The organism is Albirhodobacter sp. R86504 (assembly GCF_042466415.1).
In the GTDB taxonomy this organism is placed as follows: Bacteria; Pseudomonadota; Alphaproteobacteria; order Rhodobacterales; family Rhodobacteraceae; genus Albirhodobacter.
Map to the genome: position 1 here is coordinate 173794 of NZ_JAXHCH010000001.1, position 22228 is coordinate 196021.

At 54.7% G+C, this 22228-nt stretch carries 23 protein-coding genes; 15 read left to right on the forward strand and 8 right to left on the reverse strand.

The genetic code is table 11. The features are described from left to right. The 9 genes from SJY32_RS00765 to SJY32_RS00805 all read left to right on the forward strand — a co-directional run bounded on the left by SJY32_RS00765 (window position 1) and on the right by SJY32_RS00805 (window position 8329). On the forward strand, window positions 1-1167 hold the full coding sequence (locus SJY32_RS00765) for a nucleotide sugar dehydrogenase (protein ID WP_376870458.1): 1167 nt from the start codon (window positions 1-3) through the stop codon (window positions 1165-1167). 109 nt (window positions 1168-1276) lie between these two features. After that, window positions 1277-2350, forward strand: coding sequence for a glycosyltransferase family 4 protein (locus SJY32_RS00770; protein ID WP_376870461.1), 1074 nt, complete (start codon window positions 1277-1279; stop codon window positions 2348-2350). Further along, on the forward strand, window positions 2347-3426 hold the full coding sequence (locus SJY32_RS00775; protein WP_376870463.1) for a glycosyltransferase family 4 protein: 1080 nt from the start codon (window positions 2347-2349) through the stop codon (window positions 3424-3426). Before SJY32_RS00770 ends, SJY32_RS00775 begins: the two co-directional genes overlap by 4 nt. Then, window positions 3423-3644, forward strand: coding sequence for a hypothetical protein (locus SJY32_RS00780; RefSeq protein WP_376870466.1), 222 nt, complete (start codon window positions 3423-3425; stop codon window positions 3642-3644). The genes SJY32_RS00775 and SJY32_RS00780 overlap by 4 nt, the downstream gene beginning before the upstream one ends. Further along, window positions 3634-4710, forward strand: a complete 1077-nt coding sequence (locus tag SJY32_RS00785) for a glycosyltransferase family 4 protein (RefSeq protein WP_376870468.1) — start codon at window positions 3634-3636, stop codon at window positions 4708-4710. The genes SJY32_RS00780 and SJY32_RS00785 overlap by 11 nt, the downstream gene beginning before the upstream one ends. Continuing rightward, window positions 4707-6023 (forward strand): oligosaccharide flippase family protein, encoded by a 1317-nt coding sequence (locus SJY32_RS00790; RefSeq protein ID WP_376870470.1) that lies wholly within the window; start codon window positions 4707-4709, stop codon window positions 6021-6023. Before SJY32_RS00785 ends, SJY32_RS00790 begins: the two co-directional genes overlap by 4 nt. Window positions 6024-6043: 20 nt before the next feature. Next, a complete protein-coding gene (locus tag SJY32_RS00795; protein ID WP_376870473.1) occupies window positions 6044-7000 on the forward strand; it encodes a sulfotransferase domain-containing protein in 957 nt (318 codons plus the stop codon). Window positions 7001-7096: 96 nt separating this feature from the next. After that, window positions 7097-7363 carry a hypothetical protein gene (locus tag SJY32_RS00800; protein ID WP_376870475.1) on the forward strand — a complete coding sequence of 89 codons (267 nt, stop codon included), beginning with the start codon at window positions 7097-7099 and terminating at the stop codon, window positions 7361-7363. Beyond that, entirely contained in the window at window positions 7364-8329 is a 966-nt protein-coding gene (locus SJY32_RS00805; protein ID WP_376870477.1) for a hypothetical protein, read from the forward strand. Between the two features lie 68 nt (window positions 8330-8397). On the opposite strand, the gene SJY32_RS00810 is transcribed toward SJY32_RS00805, so the two are convergent. Further along, window positions 8398-9537 carry a glycosyltransferase gene (locus SJY32_RS00810; RefSeq protein WP_376870479.1) on the reverse strand — a complete coding sequence of 380 codons (1140 nt, stop codon included), beginning with the start codon at window positions 9535-9537 and terminating at the stop codon, window positions 8398-8400. A gap of 884 nt (window positions 9538-10421) precedes the next feature. Continuing rightward, window positions 10422-11279, reverse strand: coding sequence for a hypothetical protein (locus SJY32_RS00815; RefSeq protein ID WP_376870481.1), 858 nt, complete (start codon window positions 11277-11279; stop codon window positions 10422-10424). Window positions 11280-11526: 247 nt separating this feature from the next. On the opposite strand from SJY32_RS00815, the gene SJY32_RS00820 reads away from it, so the two are divergent. Both SJY32_RS00820 and SJY32_RS00825 read left to right on the forward strand, forming a co-directional pair. Further along, complete coding sequence (locus tag SJY32_RS00820) at window positions 11527-12192, forward strand: glutamine amidotransferase (protein WP_376870483.1); 666 nt, start codon at window positions 11527-11529, stop codon at window positions 12190-12192. Between the two features lie 67 nt (window positions 12193-12259). Further along, window positions 12260-12490 (forward strand): M20/M25/M40 family metallo-hydrolase, encoded by a 231-nt coding sequence (locus SJY32_RS00825; protein WP_376870485.1) that lies wholly within the window; start codon window positions 12260-12262, stop codon window positions 12488-12490. Here SJY32_RS00825 and SJY32_RS00830 read toward each other — a convergent pair. The 3 genes from SJY32_RS00830 to SJY32_RS00840 all read right to left on the reverse strand — a co-directional run bounded on the left by SJY32_RS00830 (window position 12482) and on the right by SJY32_RS00840 (window position 15875). Continuing rightward, on the reverse strand, window positions 12482-12742 hold the full coding sequence (locus SJY32_RS00830) for a hypothetical protein (RefSeq protein WP_376870487.1): 261 nt from the start codon (window positions 12740-12742) through the stop codon (window positions 12482-12484). The genes SJY32_RS00825 and SJY32_RS00830 overlap by 9 nt on opposite strands. A 16-nt stretch (window positions 12743-12758) precedes the next feature. Further along, window positions 12759-15659 (reverse strand): PAS domain-containing protein, encoded by a 2901-nt coding sequence (locus SJY32_RS00835; RefSeq protein ID WP_376870489.1) that lies wholly within the window; start codon window positions 15657-15659, stop codon window positions 12759-12761. A gap of 75 nt (window positions 15660-15734) precedes the next feature. Further along, complete coding sequence (locus SJY32_RS00840; RefSeq protein WP_376870491.1) at window positions 15735-15875, reverse strand: hypothetical protein; 141 nt, start codon at window positions 15873-15875, stop codon at window positions 15735-15737. A gap of 335 nt (window positions 15876-16210) precedes the next feature. Between SJY32_RS00840 and SJY32_RS00845 the strand changes: the two genes are divergently transcribed. Both SJY32_RS00845 and SJY32_RS00850 read left to right on the forward strand, forming a co-directional pair. Then, window positions 16211-16726, forward strand: coding sequence for a DUF421 domain-containing protein (locus SJY32_RS00845; RefSeq protein ID WP_376870493.1), 516 nt, complete (start codon window positions 16211-16213; stop codon window positions 16724-16726). A gap of 27 nt (window positions 16727-16753) precedes the next feature. Then, window positions 16754-18001, forward strand: coding sequence for a cation:proton antiporter (locus SJY32_RS00850; protein WP_376870496.1), 1248 nt, complete (start codon window positions 16754-16756; stop codon window positions 17999-18001). 20 nt (window positions 18002-18021) lie between these two features. Here SJY32_RS00850 and SJY32_RS00855 read toward each other — a convergent pair whose 3' ends face one another. After that, the gene (locus SJY32_RS00855; RefSeq protein WP_376870499.1) at window positions 18022-18228 is read right to left on the reverse strand and encodes a hypothetical protein; all 207 of its coding nucleotides are present in this window, start codon (window positions 18226-18228) and stop codon (window positions 18022-18024) included. A 279-nt stretch (window positions 18229-18507) separates the two neighbouring features. On the opposite strand from SJY32_RS00855, the gene SJY32_RS00860 reads away from it, so the two are divergent. Continuing rightward, entirely contained in the window at window positions 18508-19251 is a 744-nt protein-coding gene (locus tag SJY32_RS00860; RefSeq protein ID WP_376870501.1) for a ferritin-like domain-containing protein, read from the forward strand. 77 nt (window positions 19252-19328) lie between these two features. Continuing rightward, window positions 19329-20054, forward strand: coding sequence for a DUF421 domain-containing protein (locus tag SJY32_RS00865; RefSeq protein ID WP_376870503.1), 726 nt, complete (start codon window positions 19329-19331; stop codon window positions 20052-20054). Window positions 20055-20272: 218 nt separating this feature from the next. Here SJY32_RS00865 and SJY32_RS00870 read toward each other — a convergent pair whose 3' ends face one another. Together SJY32_RS00870 and SJY32_RS00875 are read right to left on the reverse strand one after the other, a co-directional pair. Beyond that, window positions 20273-21127, reverse strand: coding sequence for a YdiY family protein (locus SJY32_RS00870; protein WP_376870505.1), 855 nt, complete (start codon window positions 21125-21127; stop codon window positions 20273-20275). A 137-nt stretch (window positions 21128-21264) separates the two neighbouring features. Next, on the reverse strand, window positions 21265-22191 hold the full coding sequence (locus SJY32_RS00875; RefSeq protein WP_376870507.1) for a LysR family transcriptional regulator: 927 nt from the start codon (window positions 22189-22191) through the stop codon (window positions 21265-21267). Window positions 22192-22228 lie beyond the last annotated feature (37 nt).

A 22228-nucleotide genomic window follows, 5' to 3' on the forward strand; every position in this document is an offset into this window, starting at 1 on the left:
ATGAAAATCGCAGTCGCCGGGATTGGGTATGTCGGGCTTTCGAATGCCGTCCTCTTAGCGCAAAATCATGATGTGATCGCGGTTGACGTGTCGCCCGCGCGCGTGGAGATGTTGAACGCGCGCCAATGCCCAATCTCGGATCCCGACCTTGAGGATTTTCTCGCGAATAGGTCACTTTCGCTGGTGGCCACCACCGATCCGAAACTCGCATATGCGGACGCGGAATTTGTAATCGTCGCGACCCCGACGAATTACGATCCTGTCACCAATTTCTTCGACACATCCAGCGTTGAGCAGGTGGTCTCCGAGGTGATTGCAATCAACGATCACGCGACGATCGTTGTAAAATCTACCGTACCTGTGGGCTTCATCAGTGATCTACGTAAGGCCACGGGCTGTGACCGGATTATGTTCTCGCCGGAATTCCTGCGCGAAGGGCGAGCCCTCTACGATAACTTGCACCCCTCTCGCATCATCGTGGGCGAAACATCTGAACGTGCGAAACGCTTTGCCGAGCTTTTGCTAGAAGGCGCGGTCGACAAGAATGCGCCCGTTCTATTTACCGGCAATCGAGAAGCCGAAGCCATCAAGCTGTTCGCCAACACCTATTTAGCAATGCGCGTCGCATTTTTTAACGAGCTCGACAGCTATGCGATGGCCGGCGGGATGGATAGCCGCGAGATCATCGGAGGAATTGGCCTCGATCCACGGATCGGCGCCCATTACAATAATCCGTCATTTGGGTATGGCGGATACTGCCTGCCCAAAGACACTAAGCAGCTTCTCGCGAACTATTCCGAAGTCCCGCAAAACTTGATCCGTGCGATCGTCGACGCGAACCGGACACGGAAGGATTTTCTTGCCGATCAGATCATTGCCAAAGCCCCGCGCATCGTTGGGGTGCACCGCTTGGTCATGAAAGCAGGAAGCGACAATTTCCGGCAATCCTCGATCCAAGGCATTATGAAACGTATCAAGGCCAAGGGTATCGAGGTAATCGTCTATGAGCCTGCGATGACGGAGACCAGCTTCTTCGGGTCTCGTGTGGTGAAAGACTTGGCAACATTCAAGGCAGACTCTGATATCATCATATCAAATCGCCTGACCGATGATCTGCGGGATGTCGAGGATATCGTGTTCACGCGCGATTTGTTTGGCAAAGACTGACAGTCGCCGGCACTCTACACCGGTCTGGCAAATATCTCTGAAAGAAAGTCGGAAAATGACTTCACCCAATCCTAAAATCATTCTGAACGGCCGCTTTCTGCTTTAGAATGTGACAGGCGTTCAACGGGTTGAACGCGAAATCCTCGGCGCACTCGATCAGATGACAGCGGCCGGCGAGATCGAAGCACCGGAGATCGTGTTGCCAGCTGTGGGCGAAATCATTGCGCCTCCTGATCTCAAGTCACTGAAATTGACGCGTGTCGGGACACGAACCGGACACCTTTGGGAGCAAATCGACCTTCCCCAGTATGCGCGCGGAAAGATGCTTTGGTGTTTGGGGAATACGGCGCCAATCGTGAGCCTCATGTCACGCGATACGCGTGTTTTGACGATGGTGCATGACCTTTCCTACAAATACGTTCCCGAAGCCTATAGCTGGAAGTTCCGCGCCTTTTATTCCGCCCTCATCCCTATCGCCTTTCGGAAGAGCGATGTCGTCGTGACCGTGTCGAATTCGGAAAAAGCCGCAATTTCCGAACACTACCCTTTCCTACGAAACGCCGAGACGTTCCATGCGGTGCAAAACGGCGGTGTGCCCGACGATGTTGCACTGAAGGCGCATGCCGAGGAGTTTCCCCCGATGGAGGCGCGCGGCTATGGCATCTATGTGGGCTCGCTGAGCAAACGTAAAAACGCGGAAGGTGTCTTGAAGGCCGCGATCCGGTTTCTGGAGAGTTACCCCGAGATGCGATTTGTCGTGATTGGCGCCGGCTCCGCCGTCTTCGACAGTTTCGAGATCGATATCCCTGATGCCGTGAAAGACAGGCTGGAGCTGCGCGGTCAGATCAATGATCCAACCCAGATCTATGCCGCCTTCGCACAAGCACGGTTTTTGTTATTTCCATCATTTTATGAAGCAAGCCCGATGCCCGTCGTTGAGGCGATGACATTCGGCTGCCCGGTGATCGCATCGTCAATTCCGAGCCTGACAGAAAGATGTGGAGAGGCCGCACTTTATTGTCAGCCGCATGATCAAACGAGCATATCTGATGCAATCGATCGCCTGATGACCTCGCCCGACCTGTGGGAAACGCTTAGCGCCGCAGGCCGCTCGAAAGCGGCGACCTATTCCTGGGCGGGTCAAACCAATTCCTTACTGCGATTGAGTGGAGTTGCACGATGAGCTTTGTAAAGCTTCGGATCATCCACGAGACGAACCCCAAAAAGTATTTTCCGGCGCTCTATGAATTGGCAGAATCCGAAGATGTGAAACTGGTGGGGGCGCATCGTTATAGCGTGTGCAAAGAGTGGCTGCGTGCATGGCTGCGTGACCGGACGCCCTTATTGACTCGAACTCAGAACGCCCTAGGCGATCTTGCGCTGCGCGCCCGTATCCCTTTCATTTCAGGCGAGACGATCGTCATCGGCTTTGCGCCTTGGGATTGGCGACTGCTCATCTATCGGCATCTCGCGGCACGAAACCGGATATTGTATCAGACGTCGTGGCACGATTGGCGGCTTGAAGCGACGCCAAGACAACCCAAGCCACTCTGGCTTAAGCTATATCTCCAAAAACAGTGGCATCGCTTTGTCGCTCACCCCAATGTTCGTGTCATTGCAGTTACGCCCACCGTGGCAAAGACGGTGCTTGCGGAAACCAACGTGGCCGCGACCGTCATACCCCATGCCGTGCCCGAAGTTTTCTTTGAAGCAGGAAGGGCTCGGGGACCGAGTAGCACTGGGCCGCTAAAGCTTCTTTATGTTGGCGAGATTTCGGAGAAAAAGGGTATCAGGCAACTGCTTACCATCATGCAGGCGCTTTCCGCGGAGGACGTTGTTCTCAGCGTTGTCGGGAACGGGCCGCTTGTGGATGAGGTGAAAGCGGCGGGCGGTAAAGTGACCTACCTCGGCCCGATTTACGATCGCACAAAACTTGCCGAGACGATGGCGTCACATGATATTCTAATGCTCCTTTCCCAACGGACGAAAACTTGGGAAGAACTGTTCGGCATCGTCATCGTCGAAGCGATTGCCGCAGGCTGCGCCGTCATCGCGACCGATCACATCGGACCAGTGGGCATTTTAGGCGAGGGTGAGACTGTCGGACTATTCGATGAGAAGGATAGCCAGTCCGTGCTTACCTTGTTACGCACTATACGTATTGATCGCGAAAACCTCACCCGCCTGCGCGGCGCGCAGCAAGTCGCCGCGCAGTATTCAACTCAAGCGGTAAAATCGATGTGGCGCTCTCAACTATGAAAACCAAGATTTCTTATGACGATATCGCGATCTCGGCGCTGCTCTTTACGGCGCCAATCGGCAAAGCCTTGCTACCGGGTTTCCCGGATCACCTTGCTGCACGCTATAACAATACGTTAGTTGCCAATCTAGTTTCGGCTTCGGCGCCAACTAGGCTTTGGATTGGAAATAAGGCTACTTTCTCCAACTCGGATTTGGGAGAATATTATGCAAACTGATGTGCTAGCGTGGCCGAAAGAGAAGAACGCCCATGCGAACCCCTTCCAGAAGTTGTTATACTCCGCGGTAGAGAAAAATCATCGTTTTTCGGTCATCGAGTTTACGATCCTAGAAATCTTCAAAGGTAGCGACCAGCGACTTCTTCATATTCATTGGCCAGATGTATATCTCGCCAATGCAAAGGGAGCGAGGTTTTGGGTCAAGCTGGGTTTGTTGCGATGCCTGTTCATCATTGCCGGAATGCGAAATATACCGGTGGTTTGGACCGCCCATAACCTCAAGCGCGCCGGACAGAAAAACCAAGCTAAGATGGAGCGGTGGTTTTGGCCCTGGTTCGCGGACCGTATCGACGCTGTTATTTATATGACCACCGTTTCCAAGGCCGAAGCAGAGCAGGCCTTCCCGAATTGGAAAACTATCAAAAGTGCCGTGATCCCGCACGGCCATTATAGACCGATCATCGACGCACTCGCGGCTGAATCGACTGCCCGTCCTGCCCCAGCCAGTGACATCCTATTTTTCGGGTCTATCACGCGGTACAAGAATGCCTATCAAGTTTTGGACGCGTTTTTGAGCATGCCTTCGGAGGGCACTCGTCTCGCAATTCGCGGAAAAATGAGCAAGACCGAGCCCGACCTCAAGCTTGAATCGATGCTCAAATCTCTTTCCCCTGAACAGGCTAAAAATGTGCTGTTTGAGGATCGCTTTCTCGACGATAGCGAGTTGGTTGACGCCATCAGTGGGACCGATCTTGTCGTTTTCCCCTATTCGGATGTTTTGAATTCCGGCGCCGCGATCTTTGCGCTTTCGGTCGGTCGACCGATCCTAGCCAGCAATAACGCGCTCTTTCGCGAACTACAGGCGCAGGTGGGCGGCGATTGGGTGAGGTTGATTGACGCCGAATTGGACGCGCCCCAATTGGCCGCCGCACTCACACACGCGCAGGGATTAAAGGCCTCGGGTCAGCGCCCTGACCTGTCGGCCTTCGATTGGGACGTGATTGCCGACAAAACAACCGCCTTCTACACATCGCTCCTCGCGCCGTCGAAAGAACACCGGCCATGATGCCCCTACTTAAAAAGCTTGGCAAACTGATGAGCGTTCGCTTGCTCGCGATTGGCCTCACGTTCGTGCAGACGATTGTCATGACACGCGTTTTCGGGAGCGAAGTCTTCGGCCTCCTTTCATTCGCTTTGTCAATTTCGGCTTTCGCGATCCTGATCCTTTCTGCGGGATTGGATCAGATCCTGATGCGCGACATTGCGCGTTTTGGGGCCTCGATAGCGCCGCGTACAGGGCGATGGACGGCGATCTGGCGATTGGTTCGCTATCTCGTGACGCCCGTTACCCTCATCGTCTCCGCGGGCGGGGCGCTATTGATGCTGACGACAGATATTGGTGGGCCCTATCAGATCACGCTTCTCGGCAGCTTTATCATACTGCCCGCCTTCCTTGTGCGTAAATACGCGGAAGGAATCTCGCTCGGCACGAAGAAGGTCGTGCGATCGATCTTTGGGAGCCAGATCGTCTATCCTGTGCTGATGATCCTTGGCGGTGGTGTTATCTGGCTTGGCGCGGTCGAGACATCGGCGGCCGCAATCACCTACACCTACGTTTTTGCGGGCCTCGGGAGCATGATGGCCTCGTTGCTACTCATTCGAGGAGCGTTGGCGGACATGCGACGCACCAGCTCTGACACCTCTGTCGAAGATGGTGCAAGCCCGGGCACGCGCGCGATATTAATGAGCGGGATCCACTTCTCGCTCGTGTCACTCGGCTTTGTGTTGGGGCAGCATATCGATGTTCTTTTGACAGGCGTTCTTTCAGGCCCCGGAGACGTCACACTCGTCCGCATTGCCTCTCGGGTCGCCGAAATGGCTGGGCTTATGCGCGCGATTATCATGCTGCAATTCAAACCATTGCTTGCGGAGGCACATGGGAAGAGCGACACCGCACTCCTGCAAGCGCATGTGAAGTCGATGGTAAAAATGTTCGTGATAACCGGAATACCCATTACCGTGACGCTTTGGATTTTCGCGGAACAGGTAATGGGCGTCTTTGGGCCGGAATTCGTAGAAGGCGCATGGGCAATGCGCATCTACGTCTTGGGGGTGCTGGTCACTCTTATCTTGGGCCCAGGTGACGCTACACTATCCTTTAGCGCACAAGAAGGCGTGGCATCTCGCATATTAATGGGTTCCATCGCCATACAGTTTGTACTTGATTTGGTCCTTATTCCAAATTTTGGTGTCATGGGGTGCGCCTATGCAAATCTAATGGCCATGTGCTATTTAGGTCTCGCAAGCCGCCATATGGTTATCAAGAAAGTCGGGGTCGACCCTTCTATATTTTCAGTAATATCTTGGTCACGTCGATGACACCTCTCTAGAGCAGGAGATTGTGGCGTCTCGGAAAAAGTGAACATCCGTGTTTTATTTCTGGCTCACCAAGATCGGGAACTACTTGGATAATGGAAGTCCTTGCGCGCATCTCTTACGCTCGGGTCCATTGGGAACCAATTAACTGGTATCTTTACGAATTGGATCATGATCGGCTTTCCGGCGATCAAAACTGGATGCGACCTGACGCTGAAATATTGGCAGGCGACGATGACTACGCCTCGGAATTTCGAAGGACACTATCGGGTTCTGCGCCGCGCAGGCCCGCGATGGCAAGAATATCCGAGCTTTCGCAGTTTAAAAATATGATGCGGCTGCTCACCGCGGGTAGAACGATCATCAAGTTTGTATACGCACAGCGAGCTCTTCGGTGGCTGAAAAACAATAGTTCCGCGAAAGGATGCATAATCCTGAGACACCCCTCTGCCGTGGTCGCATCGCAATTGCACCATCCCTACCATAAAGCGGGTCATGCAAATCAGCATCCGGAATGGACCGTTGAGGTGATTAGCCGTGTGCACCCAATCTACAGCGATGAAGACTTGTCCAAATTTCCTCAGATCAACGATATTTTATCATGGGACCTAAGCCCCGCAAGGAAGCTTGCCGTGACTGCATGCCTAGATCTTTTGTCGTCAATATCTGACGCCGAATTACGTCAAAGTTATACTTTTGCAGTTTACGAGTCACTCGTGGATAACCCCAATAATTTCTTGAAGATTGCTCAAGCTCTCGGTCTTCCCGTGGTGCATCAGCCCACCATCGAAACACTGAGACAGCGCAGTCGGACAACCTCAAGTAGCGATAAGGGATCAGGGGCAAAGCGCTTGGAAGACACGGAACGAGCAGAAATTCAGCGCATAATCGATGCGTTTGGAATTGATTTTTATCAGGCGGACGGATCCGTGAATATTCAGAGGTTGAGTGAGCGAGGGTTTTCACACCTCGTGGCTTGAGACCACCGTACGCTGCGTTTCGAAGCTGTAAATCCTTGAGTTCTATGACTCGCACAGAGCGCGTAAGGCGCAGTTTGTGAGTGAAAGGAACTCAAGATGACAAATCCGTTCAAAGGCCGAGAGAGCGCCCTGTCCGACCCAAGCCGGGACCTCGCCCCCGTTGTGCCAAATGACGCGCAGAATCTTCCCAGCACTGCGGTTGCGCTTTATGTCGAAACCGGTGGGCGGGTCGCATTTGTGACTGTTGTTGGGCAACAGCGTCTTGTCAGCGTCGGAAACTTCTCGATCCTGCCGGTCGGCGTGACGCGTGTCCTGTCTACGGGGACGACCGCGGCGGGAATTCACGCTTTCACGGTATCCTAAATGTTGGGGCTGTCGCGTGCTTTCACACCAATAGCTCTCCAGCGGACCTCTTATCGTAATCCGGTCGAGACCTACACCTTCATCAGCGGACAACTGCCGTCAGGTCTGACATTCGCGCGCGCAAGTGTTGGAAGCTATACGCAGGTCGACGGGGCGCTCGTGCTCGCTCCGACGGCAACGCCACGTTTCGATTACGCGCCCATCGGCGGCCTCCCGCGCGGGCTTCTGTTAGAGGCTGCCGCGACGAACCTTGTGGATCGCAGTACCGGATATTCAACCACGTCGTGGCGTCGCAATGGTGTGAGCGTCGGCGGCCCTAATGCCACCTCACCGATGGCGGGCGTCTTGTCCGAAATGATCGTCGAAGATAGCTCCAACGGTCGTCACGACATCGAATATAATTTTGGCAGTGGCCAAGCGGGAGAGGCATATTCCGCCTCGATCTACGTCAAACAAGGGACGCGCAGCCGCGTCCGTTTTCGGTGCGGCAGATCTGATTCTGCGGAATCAATCACTGTCAATCTTATATCGGGCGCCGTCGAGGCTGTTGGCACGCGCGTGACGTCGCACCGCTGCGAAGACGTCGGCAATGGTTGGTGGCGGCTGGCTCTGACAACGACACTCGATCAAACAAGTACGGCCCAATACCTGCAAGTACGGTTGCTGGATGCAAGTGGGGGCGATAGCTATCCGGGGAATGGCAGCGGCAGTATCAATGTGTGGGGGGCGCAACGTGAAAAAGGGAACAGCACCTCCAGCCATATTGTGACCGACGGGGCGCGGGCCACACGGCAACAAGATGTGCTCACTTTACCGCCGCGATCCGGCCTATACGACCTCATGTTGTATTTTGATGCTGGTATCACGGAAGTTCGCAAATCCGTCTTACTATCGCAAGGTTGGACATTCACGGCCCTATCCGCGCGCCTCTCGCGGATTGAGATATTCCCGCAAGGCAGTTTATAATTTAAGGCGCGATCTTGCCCATATGATCGCGCCTTTAAACCAATATTGGGATGATGGCTGGCGGCGCTTCATGCCACCGCGCGGACGTAATCGCGGAGTTCTTGCCGGAACCTTTCCGATGAAAACCCCTTCGCATGTTCGCGGATTGCTTGCCGATCAAACTGGCTCTCGACCGCCTCAAAACGCGAGATTGCTGACAGCAAATCTGGCACGCTCGGCATATCGAAATGGACACCCGTCGGATGCGACGTCTCCAAGCCCCGCACCGTCTCCGCCGTTCCGCCTTGGCTCAAAGCCAAGACTGGGGTCCCGCAGGCCTGCGCCTCCACTGGGACGATGCCGAAATCTTCTTTCGCAGCAAAGACAAAGGCGCGTGCATGTTGCATGTGCTTGCGCATTACATCGAAAGGCGCGTGGCCTAGGAATGTGACGTTCGGCTGCGCCAGTGCCTTGATCCGTGCCATCTCGGGCCCATCACCGCACACGATCAATTTCAAATCGGGGCGCTGGCCGAAGGCAGATACGATCAGATCGATATTCTTATAGGGCACCATTCGCGAGGCGGTAAAAAAGTAGTCGCCGCGAGGTTGATCGGAGATGGTGAAAGCTTCCGCATCGACGGGCGGATAGATCACGTCCGCCTCACGCCTATATGTTTTCCAAATTCGCTTTTTGATGAAGTTGGAGTTGGCGACCATATAGTCAACCTGCGCGACCGTCCGCATATCCCAAATGCGAAGCCTGTGCATCATCTCATGCGCGACTTTTCGTTTCAGCCAAGCCCCAACGCCATCGATCGAGTTCACGTATTCATGCGTCATATCCCAAGCATATCGGACTGGGCTATGAATATAGGAGACATGCGTCTGATCGGGGGTCGTAATAACCCCCTTCGCGAGCGCAGCCGAAGAACTCAACACAACCTCATGATGTGTCACGTCAAAGGCTTCGATGGCGCGTGTGCAATGTAGAATTAGGTATCGATAATAGCGCTTCACGCCCGGCCACGTATTCAAATGGCTGGTATGGATCGGGCGGCCGTTCGTAATTTCAGATATTTCAGAAGGAGAAAGAAAGTTGAATAATGTGTAGATCGTCGAGTTCGGGAAGGTCTTCACCATCTGCTGCACAACCCGCTCTCCGCCACCAATAACCGGCAACCAGTCATGAACAATTGCAATGTCCGGCGAATAGGGCGTGTCAGGCATCGATTAATCCTCTTATGTAAACAAGCCCAAACGGAGCTTCTAAATCATAATCATAAATATCGCGATGCACACTCTCAAAATCGTGCGGCAGGTGACTCTTAAGGCGGCGGGCGGACCGCTAAGCGCGTGCAGGTGGCGTCCAAATCGCGAACGTGCAACGCGGAATACGACCATTTCCCACTAAATCCTACTTCGGCTCGCGGAGATTGGAGGATAGGTATCCGCCTCGAACACAGAAACCGACGTTCTTGCCACGCCATACAGATTGCCGCGCTTCGGCATGAAGACCGCGTTTGTTTGCGGTTGATTGATCTCACCAGAGTGCCTTCGCGCACATACGTACACTCCTCGGGTTTTGAGTAAAGGCAGCAGGGCGATCAACAATTACCGATTTTATTGAGCCCGGCATGGGGAGGCGGCATGTCATTTCCCTAAACCGAGGCGAGCGGTCGAGCTCATGAAGCTTAGCATCTGCATCGCCTAGCGGTTCGATGCAGCGATCCCATCCTCAACCCCTTAGCCATCCCGCCGCCCCAGCATCCCGAATTCTTGCGATGATTGCCTCATGGGCATCATCATCGGTGACAACGCGTGTCATAACAATCCGCTGCTTGATGGCGCCCCCTTTTCCTTCAAGTCATCAGTGGCTTCAGCGCGAGGATAGAGGGGGAGTGGCGCGTGTCAGAGCCTGCTCGGGAGTAACGTTGATCAGGCCAGGGTATTTTAAAAATCGTCGATCCAATTAAAAACCCTCCTGCCGGTTTTTATCGGCGGGAGGGTAAATAAGAATTACATTAGTAGAAGTATGATCAGCAAGACCGATAAAGGCGCGCCGAGCAACCAAGCGATAAGAACAGGCATAGCCAACTCCTTAATGTTTAGGGTTAATGTCCATATTTACGGAATCCGAGATTTGAATCGCGGTGCATCCCGCCTTTAACCGATGCGAAATAGGCGGCAGCAGCGCTAATCAACATCGTTGCGGCCAAAACGAAGGCTGCGATCATCCCAGCGATCCGCGTTTGGTCCACAGCCTCAATCGCTTCCTCACGAGCTGCGAGCCCGTCAGCGAACGCGGTTTCGACGCGTGCTTGTGCGGTGGCAGGATCCAGCTGTGTTTCCGCAGCGACGACATTTGCAACGTATTGCTGATCCTCCTGCGAGAATTCACCAGTCGCGATCGAGCGCGCCAAAATTGCTGCGACATCGGCTTTCGCTTCTGCCGATCCTTGCGTCGCGTCGCCGCGCAGCAACGCCGAGCTCGCATAATCGGTTGCCTCTGCCAATTGCTCATCAGCGGCCTCCAAAGCTGCGCTCGCACCGCCTCCGACGGCCCCGAGTGTGCCGGTGACACCGCTGACGGCCATGAATGCCCCTAAAACGGCCCCGACAGCCCAGACCACCACACCGTGCGCCCCGTCGCGGGCCTCGATCTCATCGGCACTGCTGTCGCCGAGTCTGCGACGCAAGCGGCCTGTGAGATAGCCCCCCGCGGAGAAGCTCGTAACAGCCGTCCAGATCAACCAAATGCCACCGGCGATCGTAATCCAGCGCAAGGACACACCCTCGCCTTCCATTGGGCTGGACATCGATAAACCGAAGGCAGCGCCAAACGATAGAAGCACGACCGTCAAGGCCGTCGCCAAAAATGTGCCGGCAAAAATCGCGGGCCAGTCTACGTAACGCAGATCGGTTTCACGTACTGCGAAATCAGAGGATGTTTGGGTTGTTGAATAATCCATACTTATCGTTCCTTATTAAAACGTTTCAAGCAAGACCAACGAACGACAACACTGCCATAACGACGACCACGAGTCCGACGAGATAAATAACACTGTGCATGGAACACCTCTTTCATTTATTTGAAGCAGCCGCTTGGGCCGTATGGGTATTCAACACGGGCCTTCAATATTAGTTCCCAGAAATGTGAGGATTTGTAATGATTGACGTCCCAAATGCGATTAAATCCTAATTTTCGGAGCTAGGTGTTTGAACCCAAGGTTTGATGGTGCGATCCTTTCAGACATCTCCGCGAACACCTTGCTGGTGCATCCCGATGTCTGGCTGCGCGGTGAGCGTGTCGCAAATCGCATCAATCTGCTTGCAAAATGGACCCGCAATGGGGGCGGGTTGATCATGATCGGCGGCTACTTCTCGTTCCAAGGGATCGATAGCAAGGCGCGGAGGCATAACACCCGCGTCGAGGACGCACGTCCCGTGACCTGCCTGACGTGCGATGACCGTTTGGAAATTCCAGAAGGTTGCGTTCCCACGGTGAATGCGGCCGACCATCCCATCTTGGGCGGGATCACTGGTGATTGGCCTTACCTGCTCGGCGTGAACGAGGTTGTGTTGAAAAATGAGGCGAATGTCGACTTGATCCTGTCGTTCCCCGAGGATCAGCGCGGACTCCCGCTCTTGGCGACGGGATCTTACGAAAAAGGTCGCACGGTCGCAGCGACATCTTATATGAGCGAGCGTTGGCTACCGCCGGCATTCTTGGCGTGGGACGGGTACGATAAACTCTTCGGCAATATGGTCGCGTGGGCCGCAAACGATATCTACCCACCATATAGGGAGGCCGCGCCGATGGACGTGATTGCTCTGACACAGCGCCTAATGGCGTTCGATACGATCAATCCCACCGGGCAATGAGACGCCATGCGCGGCCATTCTATGCGATTTTCTCTTAACCGCCGGTTTTGAGGCACGATCATACCCAATGCCCGATGGCCGTGCGAACCTGATCGCACACCTCGGGAGTGGTACCGGCGAACCGCTCGCCTTTACCGGCCATCTCGACACTTTCCCTTTGGGAAACCAACCGTGGCGCACAAATCCCTTCTCCGGTGAGATCCGCGACGGAAAGCTGTTCGGTCGTGGAAGCACAGATATGAAGGGAGGGGTTGCTGCGTTCGTCGGTTCCTTCAATCTTGGGCAGGCTCTACACTAAAGTGAGGGATTTTGCGGGGGGCAGGTCAATACCGACCGCCCCCGCGTCGTCGGGCTGTACCGTACCTTGTGCCTGCGGAAATGCGGCCTCGACCAATACCAAGACAGCCCCCTCCAACACGTCTGTCAGATCACCTGTCCGCGCCCGCTCCAACGCGTCATCCGAGACATACGTTGTCGTCGCGCGGTCGGCGGGGCCAACGAAATCATCGCGCTGTTCGACAGTAATTGGGTCAAGCGCGAAGAGGATCACACGGCGGCGAAAGAGCCTAAGCCCCCATCACCTCTTTTACCGCCGCCGATAGATCCTCGCTGAGGAAAGGCTTGCTCAACGTCACGCTGTTTATCAGCCGGTCTTCCCCGGAAATTTCTGGCCCGCCCGTTGCGAAAATGATTGGCAATCCGGGCCGCATGAGACGCGCCTGCTTCGCCAGATCTAACCCCGATCCGTCCGGCAGGCCCAGATCAGTGAGCAAGAGGTCCGGTGTCTCCGAGTGCAAAAGCGTTATCGCCTCCGTGATCGATCCGCATTGCAAGACGTCCCACCCGTCATCCTTCAATCCGAAAGCGATATCTGTCCGGATCAAAACATCATCCTCGCAAATAACCACTTTCCGAACCGCGTGATCGGAGCGCGGCGCCGTATCACGCATAGGATCGGGCGGGGTTTGCGCTGGCACGAACGCGTCCGCACGGCTCTCGCCATCCGAGAGAATTGTCTCTCGACACAGGATGCCGCGAATTTTTTGGGCCATTGCAGATTGCGTGTAGGGCTTGCTCAACAGGTGCACGCCCTCATCCAAGCGTCCCTCATGGACAATCGCGTCCTGCACATAGCCAGAGCTAAACAGCACAGGCAAATCCGGTCGCAGGAGGCGTGCTTTTTCTGAAAGCTGGTGGCCATTTATTCCGCCAGGCATGATGACATCGGTGAATAAAAGATCGACATTTGCGCCCCCCTCGAGGAGCTTGAGCGCCGCGTCACCATTTTCCGCCACCAAAACATGGTACCCTAAATCGGTGAGCAACTCATACGCCGTGTCCCGCACGTCGTCATCGTCCTCGACCAAGAGAATATCTTCCGTCCCGCGGGGCATTCCACCGACAGAGATGATACGGCTGGACGCGGGTTCTTTGAGCGAGCGCGGCAGGAACATCGCGATCGTTGTCCCCGTCCCAACTTCGCTTTCGATGGTGATGTGGCCGCCGGATTGTTTTGCAAACCCGTACACCATGGACAGACCAAGGCCGGTTCCATTGCCGTCGAGCTTCGTGGTGAAGAAGGGTTCGAAAATCCGGTCGATCACATCAGGCGCCATACCGCTTCCTGTGTCGGTGATTTTGATCACCACATACTTTCCGGGCGGCACGCTACGGTATGTTCGTGAACGGGACTGCGACAGGTCTGTATTCTCGACCTCGATCGAAAGGGTCCCAAGGCGATCCATCGCATCTCGCGCGTTGATGGACAGATTGAGGATCGCATTTTCCAAACTGTTGACATCAACGCTGCAATTCCACAGATCCGGCGCAAACTGGGTTTTCAGCTCCACGCCTTCCCCAACGGCGCTTTGCAAGATACCCACCATCTGCCCAATCACAGACGTCAGATCCACCACGATGGGCTCAAGCGGTTGCTTGCGCGCGAAGGACAGGAGTTGGGATGAAAGCTTCGCGCCCCGCCCAACGCTTTTCATCGCGAGAGCGATCCGTGATTGGGCGGGCGATCCCGCCTCGATCGTGCGCATCGCCATCTGCAAGTTGCCCGTGATGACTTGCAACAGATTGTTAAAGTCATGCGCAATCCCGCCAGCGAGGCTGCCAATCGCTTCCATCTTCTGGCTTTGCCTCAGGGTGTTATGCACATCTTCAAGCTCTCGGTTCCGGGCCTCGACACGCCGCTCCAAGGTCTCGTTTAACTCCGCGATCTGGTCCTCAGCGGTTTTGCGCTCCTGAATATCGGTATTTGTGCCGACCCACCCAATCAACACGCCGTCCGCGGATCGCAACGGGGTGGCACGGACGAGATGCCAATGGTAGCTGCCGTCGGCCTTGCGGAGGCGAAATTCTGTGGCATAGGTGCGCGCATTCGCTATCGCATCAGTCCAGCTCGCAGCGGCCTCGGATAAATCGTCCGGATGCACGGCGCGCCCCCAAGCATCGCCGTAAAGATCCCCCTCCTGCATCCCCGTGAAGTCATACAATTGGTCGCTCAGCCAGTCGAGCTTTCCATCGGGTTGGGCCGTCCAAACGTGGTTTGGCATCGTCTGCGCCATGGTGCGGAATTTCTCACGCGTTACGTTAAGCTCGTCTTCCGCAAGCTTCTGGCCTGTGACGTCATGCCCCTGAACAAAGATGCCGGTGCATTTCCCGCTATCGTCTTTTAGCGGATGGTAGATAAAATCGATGTAGCGCTGCGCGGGGCTACCGTCAGCGGGGGCTTTAAGTGTCGCACGCATGCCCGTGATCGAAATCGGCTCTCCGGTCTCGTAGACCTGATCTAACAGCTCGAAAAACCCCTGACCTTCGAGATCCGGCAGCCCTTCGCGCACGGCGCGCCCGATGAGATCACGATCTCCAACGAGGTCATAATAAGCTTGGTTTATAATTTTGAAGATATGCGACGGCCCGTCCACAATCGCCATAAAGCTCGGCGCTTGATCGAAGGCTGATTTGAAGAACGCGCTCATAGCTTCAAGCTCAAGGTTCTCGCTCGCGACGGCTTCAGCGCGCTGTAGAAGTGCCGCATGTTTCGGCAAGCGGTCGGCCCCCACCGGCAGGTCACTTTGGTAGAGATCAGTGACGTCCATCGTGTTTTGCAAAATATATTCAATGGCGCCGCCGGAATCGAGCAACGGCGTATGGGTTGCGCTCCAAAAACGATCTTCGAGATTTCCGTCCTGATCGCGGATCGGGTAAGGAATAAGCGGCAGATGATCTGTCTGCGCGGTGGTTAAAACCCGATTGAAAGACGCGCGCAGCATCTGATCGGAAACTGTATCCTCATCGGCGGGAAATTCTTCGAGCAGAAAACGACCGATAAGCGTCTCGCGTGCTCGGCCAACCGTCTTCAAATAGGCATCATTCACCCAGACTATTCTCAGCTCTGGATCGAGCAGCACATAGGCTGAAGGCACTCTCGCAAAAAGCGTGTCGATATCTATTTTCATACTTTTATGCCGAATGAGGGGGTGAATATCGTTAAGTCCCCAAGTCTTGGTGAACTCTCATATATATGTAAAGGTTTACGTAGCGCGTATCTTAAAGCCTGTCGAAACCCGATCATGAACAACGCCGACTGTCGGCTTGGCGCCAGTCTCCGCAATTGGCGTCAGGTAGCTGCCCTGCAGGGGCGCAAACGTCGCTTGCGCACATGTCATAGTCATCCATCGCGCCTCCCGCTGTCGGAAATTTTTTTATCTCGTTCATAACACCTCTCACAAAGGCGATCTGGCAAAAACGCTGGCGACAAAAGACCTAGCAATTACATACAGTTACATTCCTATATGTTTTACGCGATCCGGAAGCCCGCTTCCTTAACGCGCCAAGCTCAGAAAGGTTCCTTCTTGCCGTGAATATGATGTGCTCCCTCAAGCTACGACTTGTCAGTTTGCCGTTCGCGCGGGTGTCACTCTGAAATTTCTGCCCCATATTCTTGACGAAGGGTCTGACAACTCCGTCGCGACCCGACCTTTTGACGATACGAAACTGGGGAAAGAATATGTTCTTTGATCAACCTGTCGTCGACGCCTTGGCCAAAGGCGTTATGTTAAGTGGCCTCGCCTTAGCATGGGTCATCATGCTTGTTCGTGTCGTCGGGCTCAGGTCTTTCTCGAAAATGACCAAATTTGATTTCGTGATAACGATTGCAATGGGGTCCCTGCTCGCCGGCGCCTCACAATCTGAAAACTGGATTGGTTTTCTTCAAACCCTCACGGCGATGGGCTGTCTCTTTGCTGTGCAATATTTTGTATCGGCCCTGCGCCGAAAATCGGAAGCCTTTGATCAACTGGTGCAAAATACGCCAGTTCTTTTGATGAAAGACGGGCATATTCTGCACGAAGCATTGGCAAAAACGCGTGTGTCAGAAGAAGATTTGATCTCCAAACTGCGTGAGGCGAATGTGCATCATTTTGCGAGCGTGCGCGCCGTGGTGTTGGAAACCACAGGCAACCTTTCGGTGTTACATGGTCAGACCTTGGAAGATCGCCTGCTCCGAGGTGTCACCCGCGTCTAATACTTCATATTTTCATCAGAGAGTTGCATGACAGACGATACGTTTTACCATTTCGCCCCCTATCATATGACGCTCGCCGTCGTCGGCGTGATCGTCATTCTGTCCCGTTGGTTTCCGCGGCTGATCTCGTCACACGAACCCGCCGCCGCGCCTTTAATGATCGGATTTGGTGCCCTTGCGGTGATGTTCTTTCCATCGCTTCCCGCCCTTCCTGATCCCCGGATCGAGCCGAAACTATGGGAAATCGTTGCCGAGATTACGGTGATCGTCGCGCTGTTCGGCACAGGAATGCGCGTTGATAAAATTGGACCCTTCAAAAAATGGGTGCCAACAATACGGCTTTTGTTGGTGGCTATGCCGTTGACGATTTTGGCGATCTTTTTCCTCGGGATCACAATGGCTGGTTTGACGGCGGCTGGTGCAGTTTTACTGGCGGCCGTGCTGGCGCCTACCGATCCTGTACTGGCCGCCGATGTGCAAATTGCACCGCCGCAAGAGGGCGACGAACATCCCGTCCGATTTGCACTCACGACCGAGGCCGCGCTGAACGACGGATTGGCATTTCCCTTTGTCTATCTGGGTTTAATCATCGCGGCGCAGGGCCTATCGGTTACCGATTGGGGGCTGAGCTGGGTGTTTCAAGACATTATCTACCGCATCGGCATTGGCTGCTTGATGGGGTGGGTTGGCGGATGGCTTTTGGGGCAAATCCTGTTCAACTTGCCCAAAGCCACGCGCCTCGCGGATACTGAGTTTGGCGTCATCGCACTCGCCGGTGTCTTTTTGTGTTATGGTTCAACCGAATTACTCGAGGGGTACGGCTTCATCGCGGTTGCGGTGATGGGCCTCTCCTTGCGCCGTGTCGAAAGCAATCACGCGTACCACCGCCACTTGCATGATTTCTCTCAAGCAATCGAACACGCTCTGACGGCTATCCTGCTCATCTTACTGGGCGGCATACTGCCTCGCTTGATGGCGGACATGGAATGGTTCCATCTCGGAACGGCGCTCATCGCGTTAGTTTTCGTGCGGCCTGTGGCGGGTTGGCTATCGCTGTATGGGACGACACTCACCTCCGATCGCAGAATGTTTGTGGCCGTCTACGGAGTACGCGGGATCGGATCGATTTACTATCTCGCCTTCGCAGGCGCACATGCAAATCTGGCCGACGCGTCCGACTTGTGGATCATCACAGGGCTCACAATCTTCGGATCAACCATCCTGCACGGGTTCACGGCGGGATGGGCTATGGCAAAAATCGACCGAAGAAAGTGATGCGAAGAACGGCTGACCCCTTACGGGTCTGGATCATCTTTCGGTGTGCCGGGCTGTTTGGAGTTGGGCGTTGGCCGATCATTCGGGTCACGCGTGTGCTCGTTGGCCGGATCAATACGCTGCTGGCGCTGATCAATCACATGCGGTTCGGGATGGCGCATATCGTCAGGCGACAAATCTTTGCCGGCTCGATCTTTATTAGCGCGTCGTTCTGGGCAATCGGGCATGTCAAAATCCTCAATGCAAGTTAGGTTTTCTCAACCCGCATTCGGATGAAAAGTTCCCGACGTGTCAGTGAAATTTTCGGCTGCGGAGCTGCGCGAATTTCGGGAACCCAATGACGTTTCACGGCGTTACTGTCACGTGATTTCGAGCCGCTAAGCCAAGCTAGATCTTGGAGGTAACTCGTTATTTTTTCGTAATATTTCGGATCGATATCAGAATTTTCGGATGCCCCCTTTCGGGGGGCATATCCAAGTTTTGCACCCCAACATTGAGAGAGTATTATGGCAACTTCAAACTCAGCTAAAAGCACCGCGAAAACTGACGATACCAAGTCGAAACCTGCTGCGAAATCCAAGACGAGCCGCGGCGGGAAAACCCGCACCGTCAGCAAATCCAAGCCCGATGCGACAGCACGTTCAAAACGGGCGAATACCGTCGCGCGCAAAACCTCCACAAAGGCCAAATCATCCGCCAAAGCGAACAAATCCGAGGAGAAAGGCCTCGCAGATCTCTTGGAGCACGGCGTGAAAGATATCTACTACGCGGAAAAGAAGATCTACCGCGCCCTGCCCAAGATGATCAAAGCTGCGGATGACGAGCAGCTCGTGGAGGCATTGACCGAGCATCGCGAGGAAACCTCGGGGCAGATCGAGACCTTAGAAAAAGTCTTTGAAGAGATGGGCCTCAAAGCCAAGGGCGAGAAATGTGAAGCCATCGACGGGATCTTGGCCGAATCCGACTCCATCCTCGATGATTTTGGCGGCACCTTCGCCGGCGATGCGGCGATCATCTTCTCGTGCCAAGCAGTCGAGCATTACGAGATCGCACGCTACACCAGCATGGTCGGTTTTGCCGACGCATTGGGCTTGGATAAGGTTCGCGATATGCTCAAAGAGATTCTGGATCAAGAATCCTCGGCCCATACCAAGCTGGACGATCTGGCCGACGGATCCATTAACGAGGCGGCATCCGAATACGATGAGGACGACGACGAGTCAGACACGGCGTCTTCGACCAAGTCCTAAACTGCAGTGAACAGGAGAGGGTGCGGCGCCGGCCGCGCCCTTTTTTCGAAAATTCCTGAATTATAGAGAATTCCAACATGGAAGATCCAATTGTCCCATTCGACTGGGCGCGCATGTTTTTGGGGGATGACCCCAACCTGTTCTATTTGGAAATCGTGTTCCGAACATGCCTCGTCTATGCCTATGCCTTGGCGTTGATACGCTGGGTCGGCGGCCGCGGGATCGCCCAGATGTCGACCGTGGAATTTTTGCTGGTCATCGCGCTTGGCTCGGCCGTAGGGGACGCGATGTTCTACCCCGAGGTGCCGATACTCCACGCGATGCTGGTCATCACCATCGTCGTGATCATCAACAAATGTCTGGACTGGTTGATCCAACGCTATGACCTCGTCGAGAAAGCGATCGATGGCGCAACGGCCGAAATTGTGCGCGACGGGGTTATCGTGATGAAAACCCTCGGCAATAGCAGTATTGGCAAAAGCGAGCTATTCATGAGCCTGCGCACCCACGGAGTCACAAATCTGGGCGAGGTACGCAGCGCCTATATCGAGACATCAGGACAGTTCAGCGTCTTTCGCGCGGAACCGCCCCGCGCTGGCCTGCGGTTTGAGCCGGCTTGGGATGTCGCCCCGCCCCCATTTTATTATCATGGCGATGACGTAACAGCGTTAGGGCAAATGTGCTGTTGCGGATGCGGCTCCACCCTCAGCGGGGGGACCGCGCTGCCGGAACGGTGCGATATCTGCGGCGGCACGTCATGGACAACCGCCGAAGATGGCGCGCCAGAAACGTCGCGATCTTAAGGTGATGTCCCCGAGCATGACGCGGTTCGTGCGGTATTGTGAAGGCGCGTGCGCTTCTTGCCGTGACGCGCGACATAGAAAAAGGAGGAAGGTTGCCCCTCCTCCTTTCCCGTAATCCAAGCACGACACACGATGTCAAAACATGCCCGTATTTACGATTTTGACTTTATCTAAATGCGCCGGTCTCAAGATCTGCACCCCGAGACCGGCACGTTTGATTAGAAGCCGAGCACCAGCGACAGGCCGAGCGTGTTATCCGAGGACTTCAGGCCTTCGGACGGATCGGTGTTGTAGTCTGTCGTGTAGCTTACGCGGGTCGAAAGGCTATCGGAGAGCTTCATGTTGAAGCCAGCGTCGTTCGACACAACGGTGTTAACTTTCGAGCCGACGATATCGGTATCCATCGTGAACGAAACAGTTTCGTTGAACGCGTAGAAGTAGCGCGACGACGCGATGAAGCCGAGTTCGGTATCCGAAGCGCCAGTTGCGTCTTTGAAGTAACGTGCGCCTGGGCCCGCTTGCACGCGCCATGTTTGGTTAGGCTGGTTCAACACGCGGTAACCAGGACCGAAGCCGAGGAAGGCGTCTGTTTCCGAACCGTCGATGCCATTGCCATCGGAATCGGTCAGGTAGCCATCATACTGGTAACGCGCCAAGCCGAACGCGTAGAGTTCAGGCGTGAAATAGCGGCTACCTTCGTATGTACCGAAGAATTTTTCTTCGTTCTTTTCGCCGTTTGCTTCGCCGTACTCAACTGCGAAACCAACGAGGTGGCTCCAGTCACCCATGCCGTAGGTCAGACGACCAGCGCCCGAAAGCTCACCGTTGTCGGTGTTGCCGTTGGTGCCCGACGCGGAGAGAGCGAACGAACCGCCCCAGCCTTGTTCTACACCGTTTGCGCCGTAGCGCTCTGCGTCTTGGCCATCAGCGATGTCGTCGGTCGCGATTTCTGCGATGTCGTCGATTTGGTCGTTCAGGTCTTCGATGCCCAAAGCGCGTTGCTGAGCGTAGAGCGGAGCGCCTGCAACGATTGCGAGTGCTGAAGCGGTCGCCAGTTTCATGAATGTGTTCATCGTTTGAACCTTTCTCATTTGAGAGGTCTGTCATCCGGCACTTTGCCATCGATCAGAAGCCGTCGTTGTGAGTTTGGTATAGAACCTTCGAACAGATGAGTGAAGTTCGTTTTAGTTGTAGATATCGTGAGTATTTCTCACTTATATGTGTTCAAGTCGTGATCAGCGGCGCTATTTTCCATCGGATTGAGGGGCGCTGTCAGAATTTTTTGTTCTATTTCAGCGTCTTTCACGACATCGAAAAGACAACTCCGCGCGAGCGCCCTTAGTTCCGGATCAAGGTCTTCGCGCCAAACAACCCACGACGGGTAATGAAACCGTGGCGCATCCGCAACAATGTGCAGCTTGCCGATATTGACATAGCGTTGAACGGCCCTAGCGGGCAGGTAAGCGGCCGCATGTCGGTTCACGATATACTCCATCGCCAGTGCACCAAGGGCCATAGAGCGCCCCGCATCCGTGAGATGCGGAACAGACACGGTGAGGGCATGGGTAAATTCGGGCCCCCAATCCACCGCGACGTAAGTGTCTTTCAGATCGAGGGTCGCATCGGGAAATGAGGCAACAAGAATCAGCTCATCATCGAGAGCATGTTCCGCGATCAATCCCGGGCGCAATTGGGGGGTATATAAAAGCCCCGCGTGAATCACCCCTTCCACAAGGTAGCGCATGATCCGGTCGCTCATCCCCAGTTCGCAATGCACGCTGAGTTCCGGCATAGCCGTTTGCATCTTATCCAGCCACCGGAACCCGAGACGCGGCCAAAGCGAGTTTTGCGCCCCGATCGAGATCGCACGGCTATACCCGTCGGGAATCGCGATCTGCTGCTTCGCTTCTTGCCAGAGTTTCAGCATGCTCAACGCGTAAGGCTCAAACTGGCGCCCCTCCGCCGTCAAAATCGCGCCGGCTTTCGAGCGGATGAATAAAGGATGGCCGAGACTGTCTTCCAAGCGTTGGATGCGAAGGCTTACCGCCGATTGCGTGACAAACAGACGGTCACAGGCCGCGACAAACGATCCTGTATTGGAGACTTCGAGAAACGTCTTGATCAGTGTGATGTCCATCTTCTATCCATTCGCAAAACTCGTATCAAATATTAAT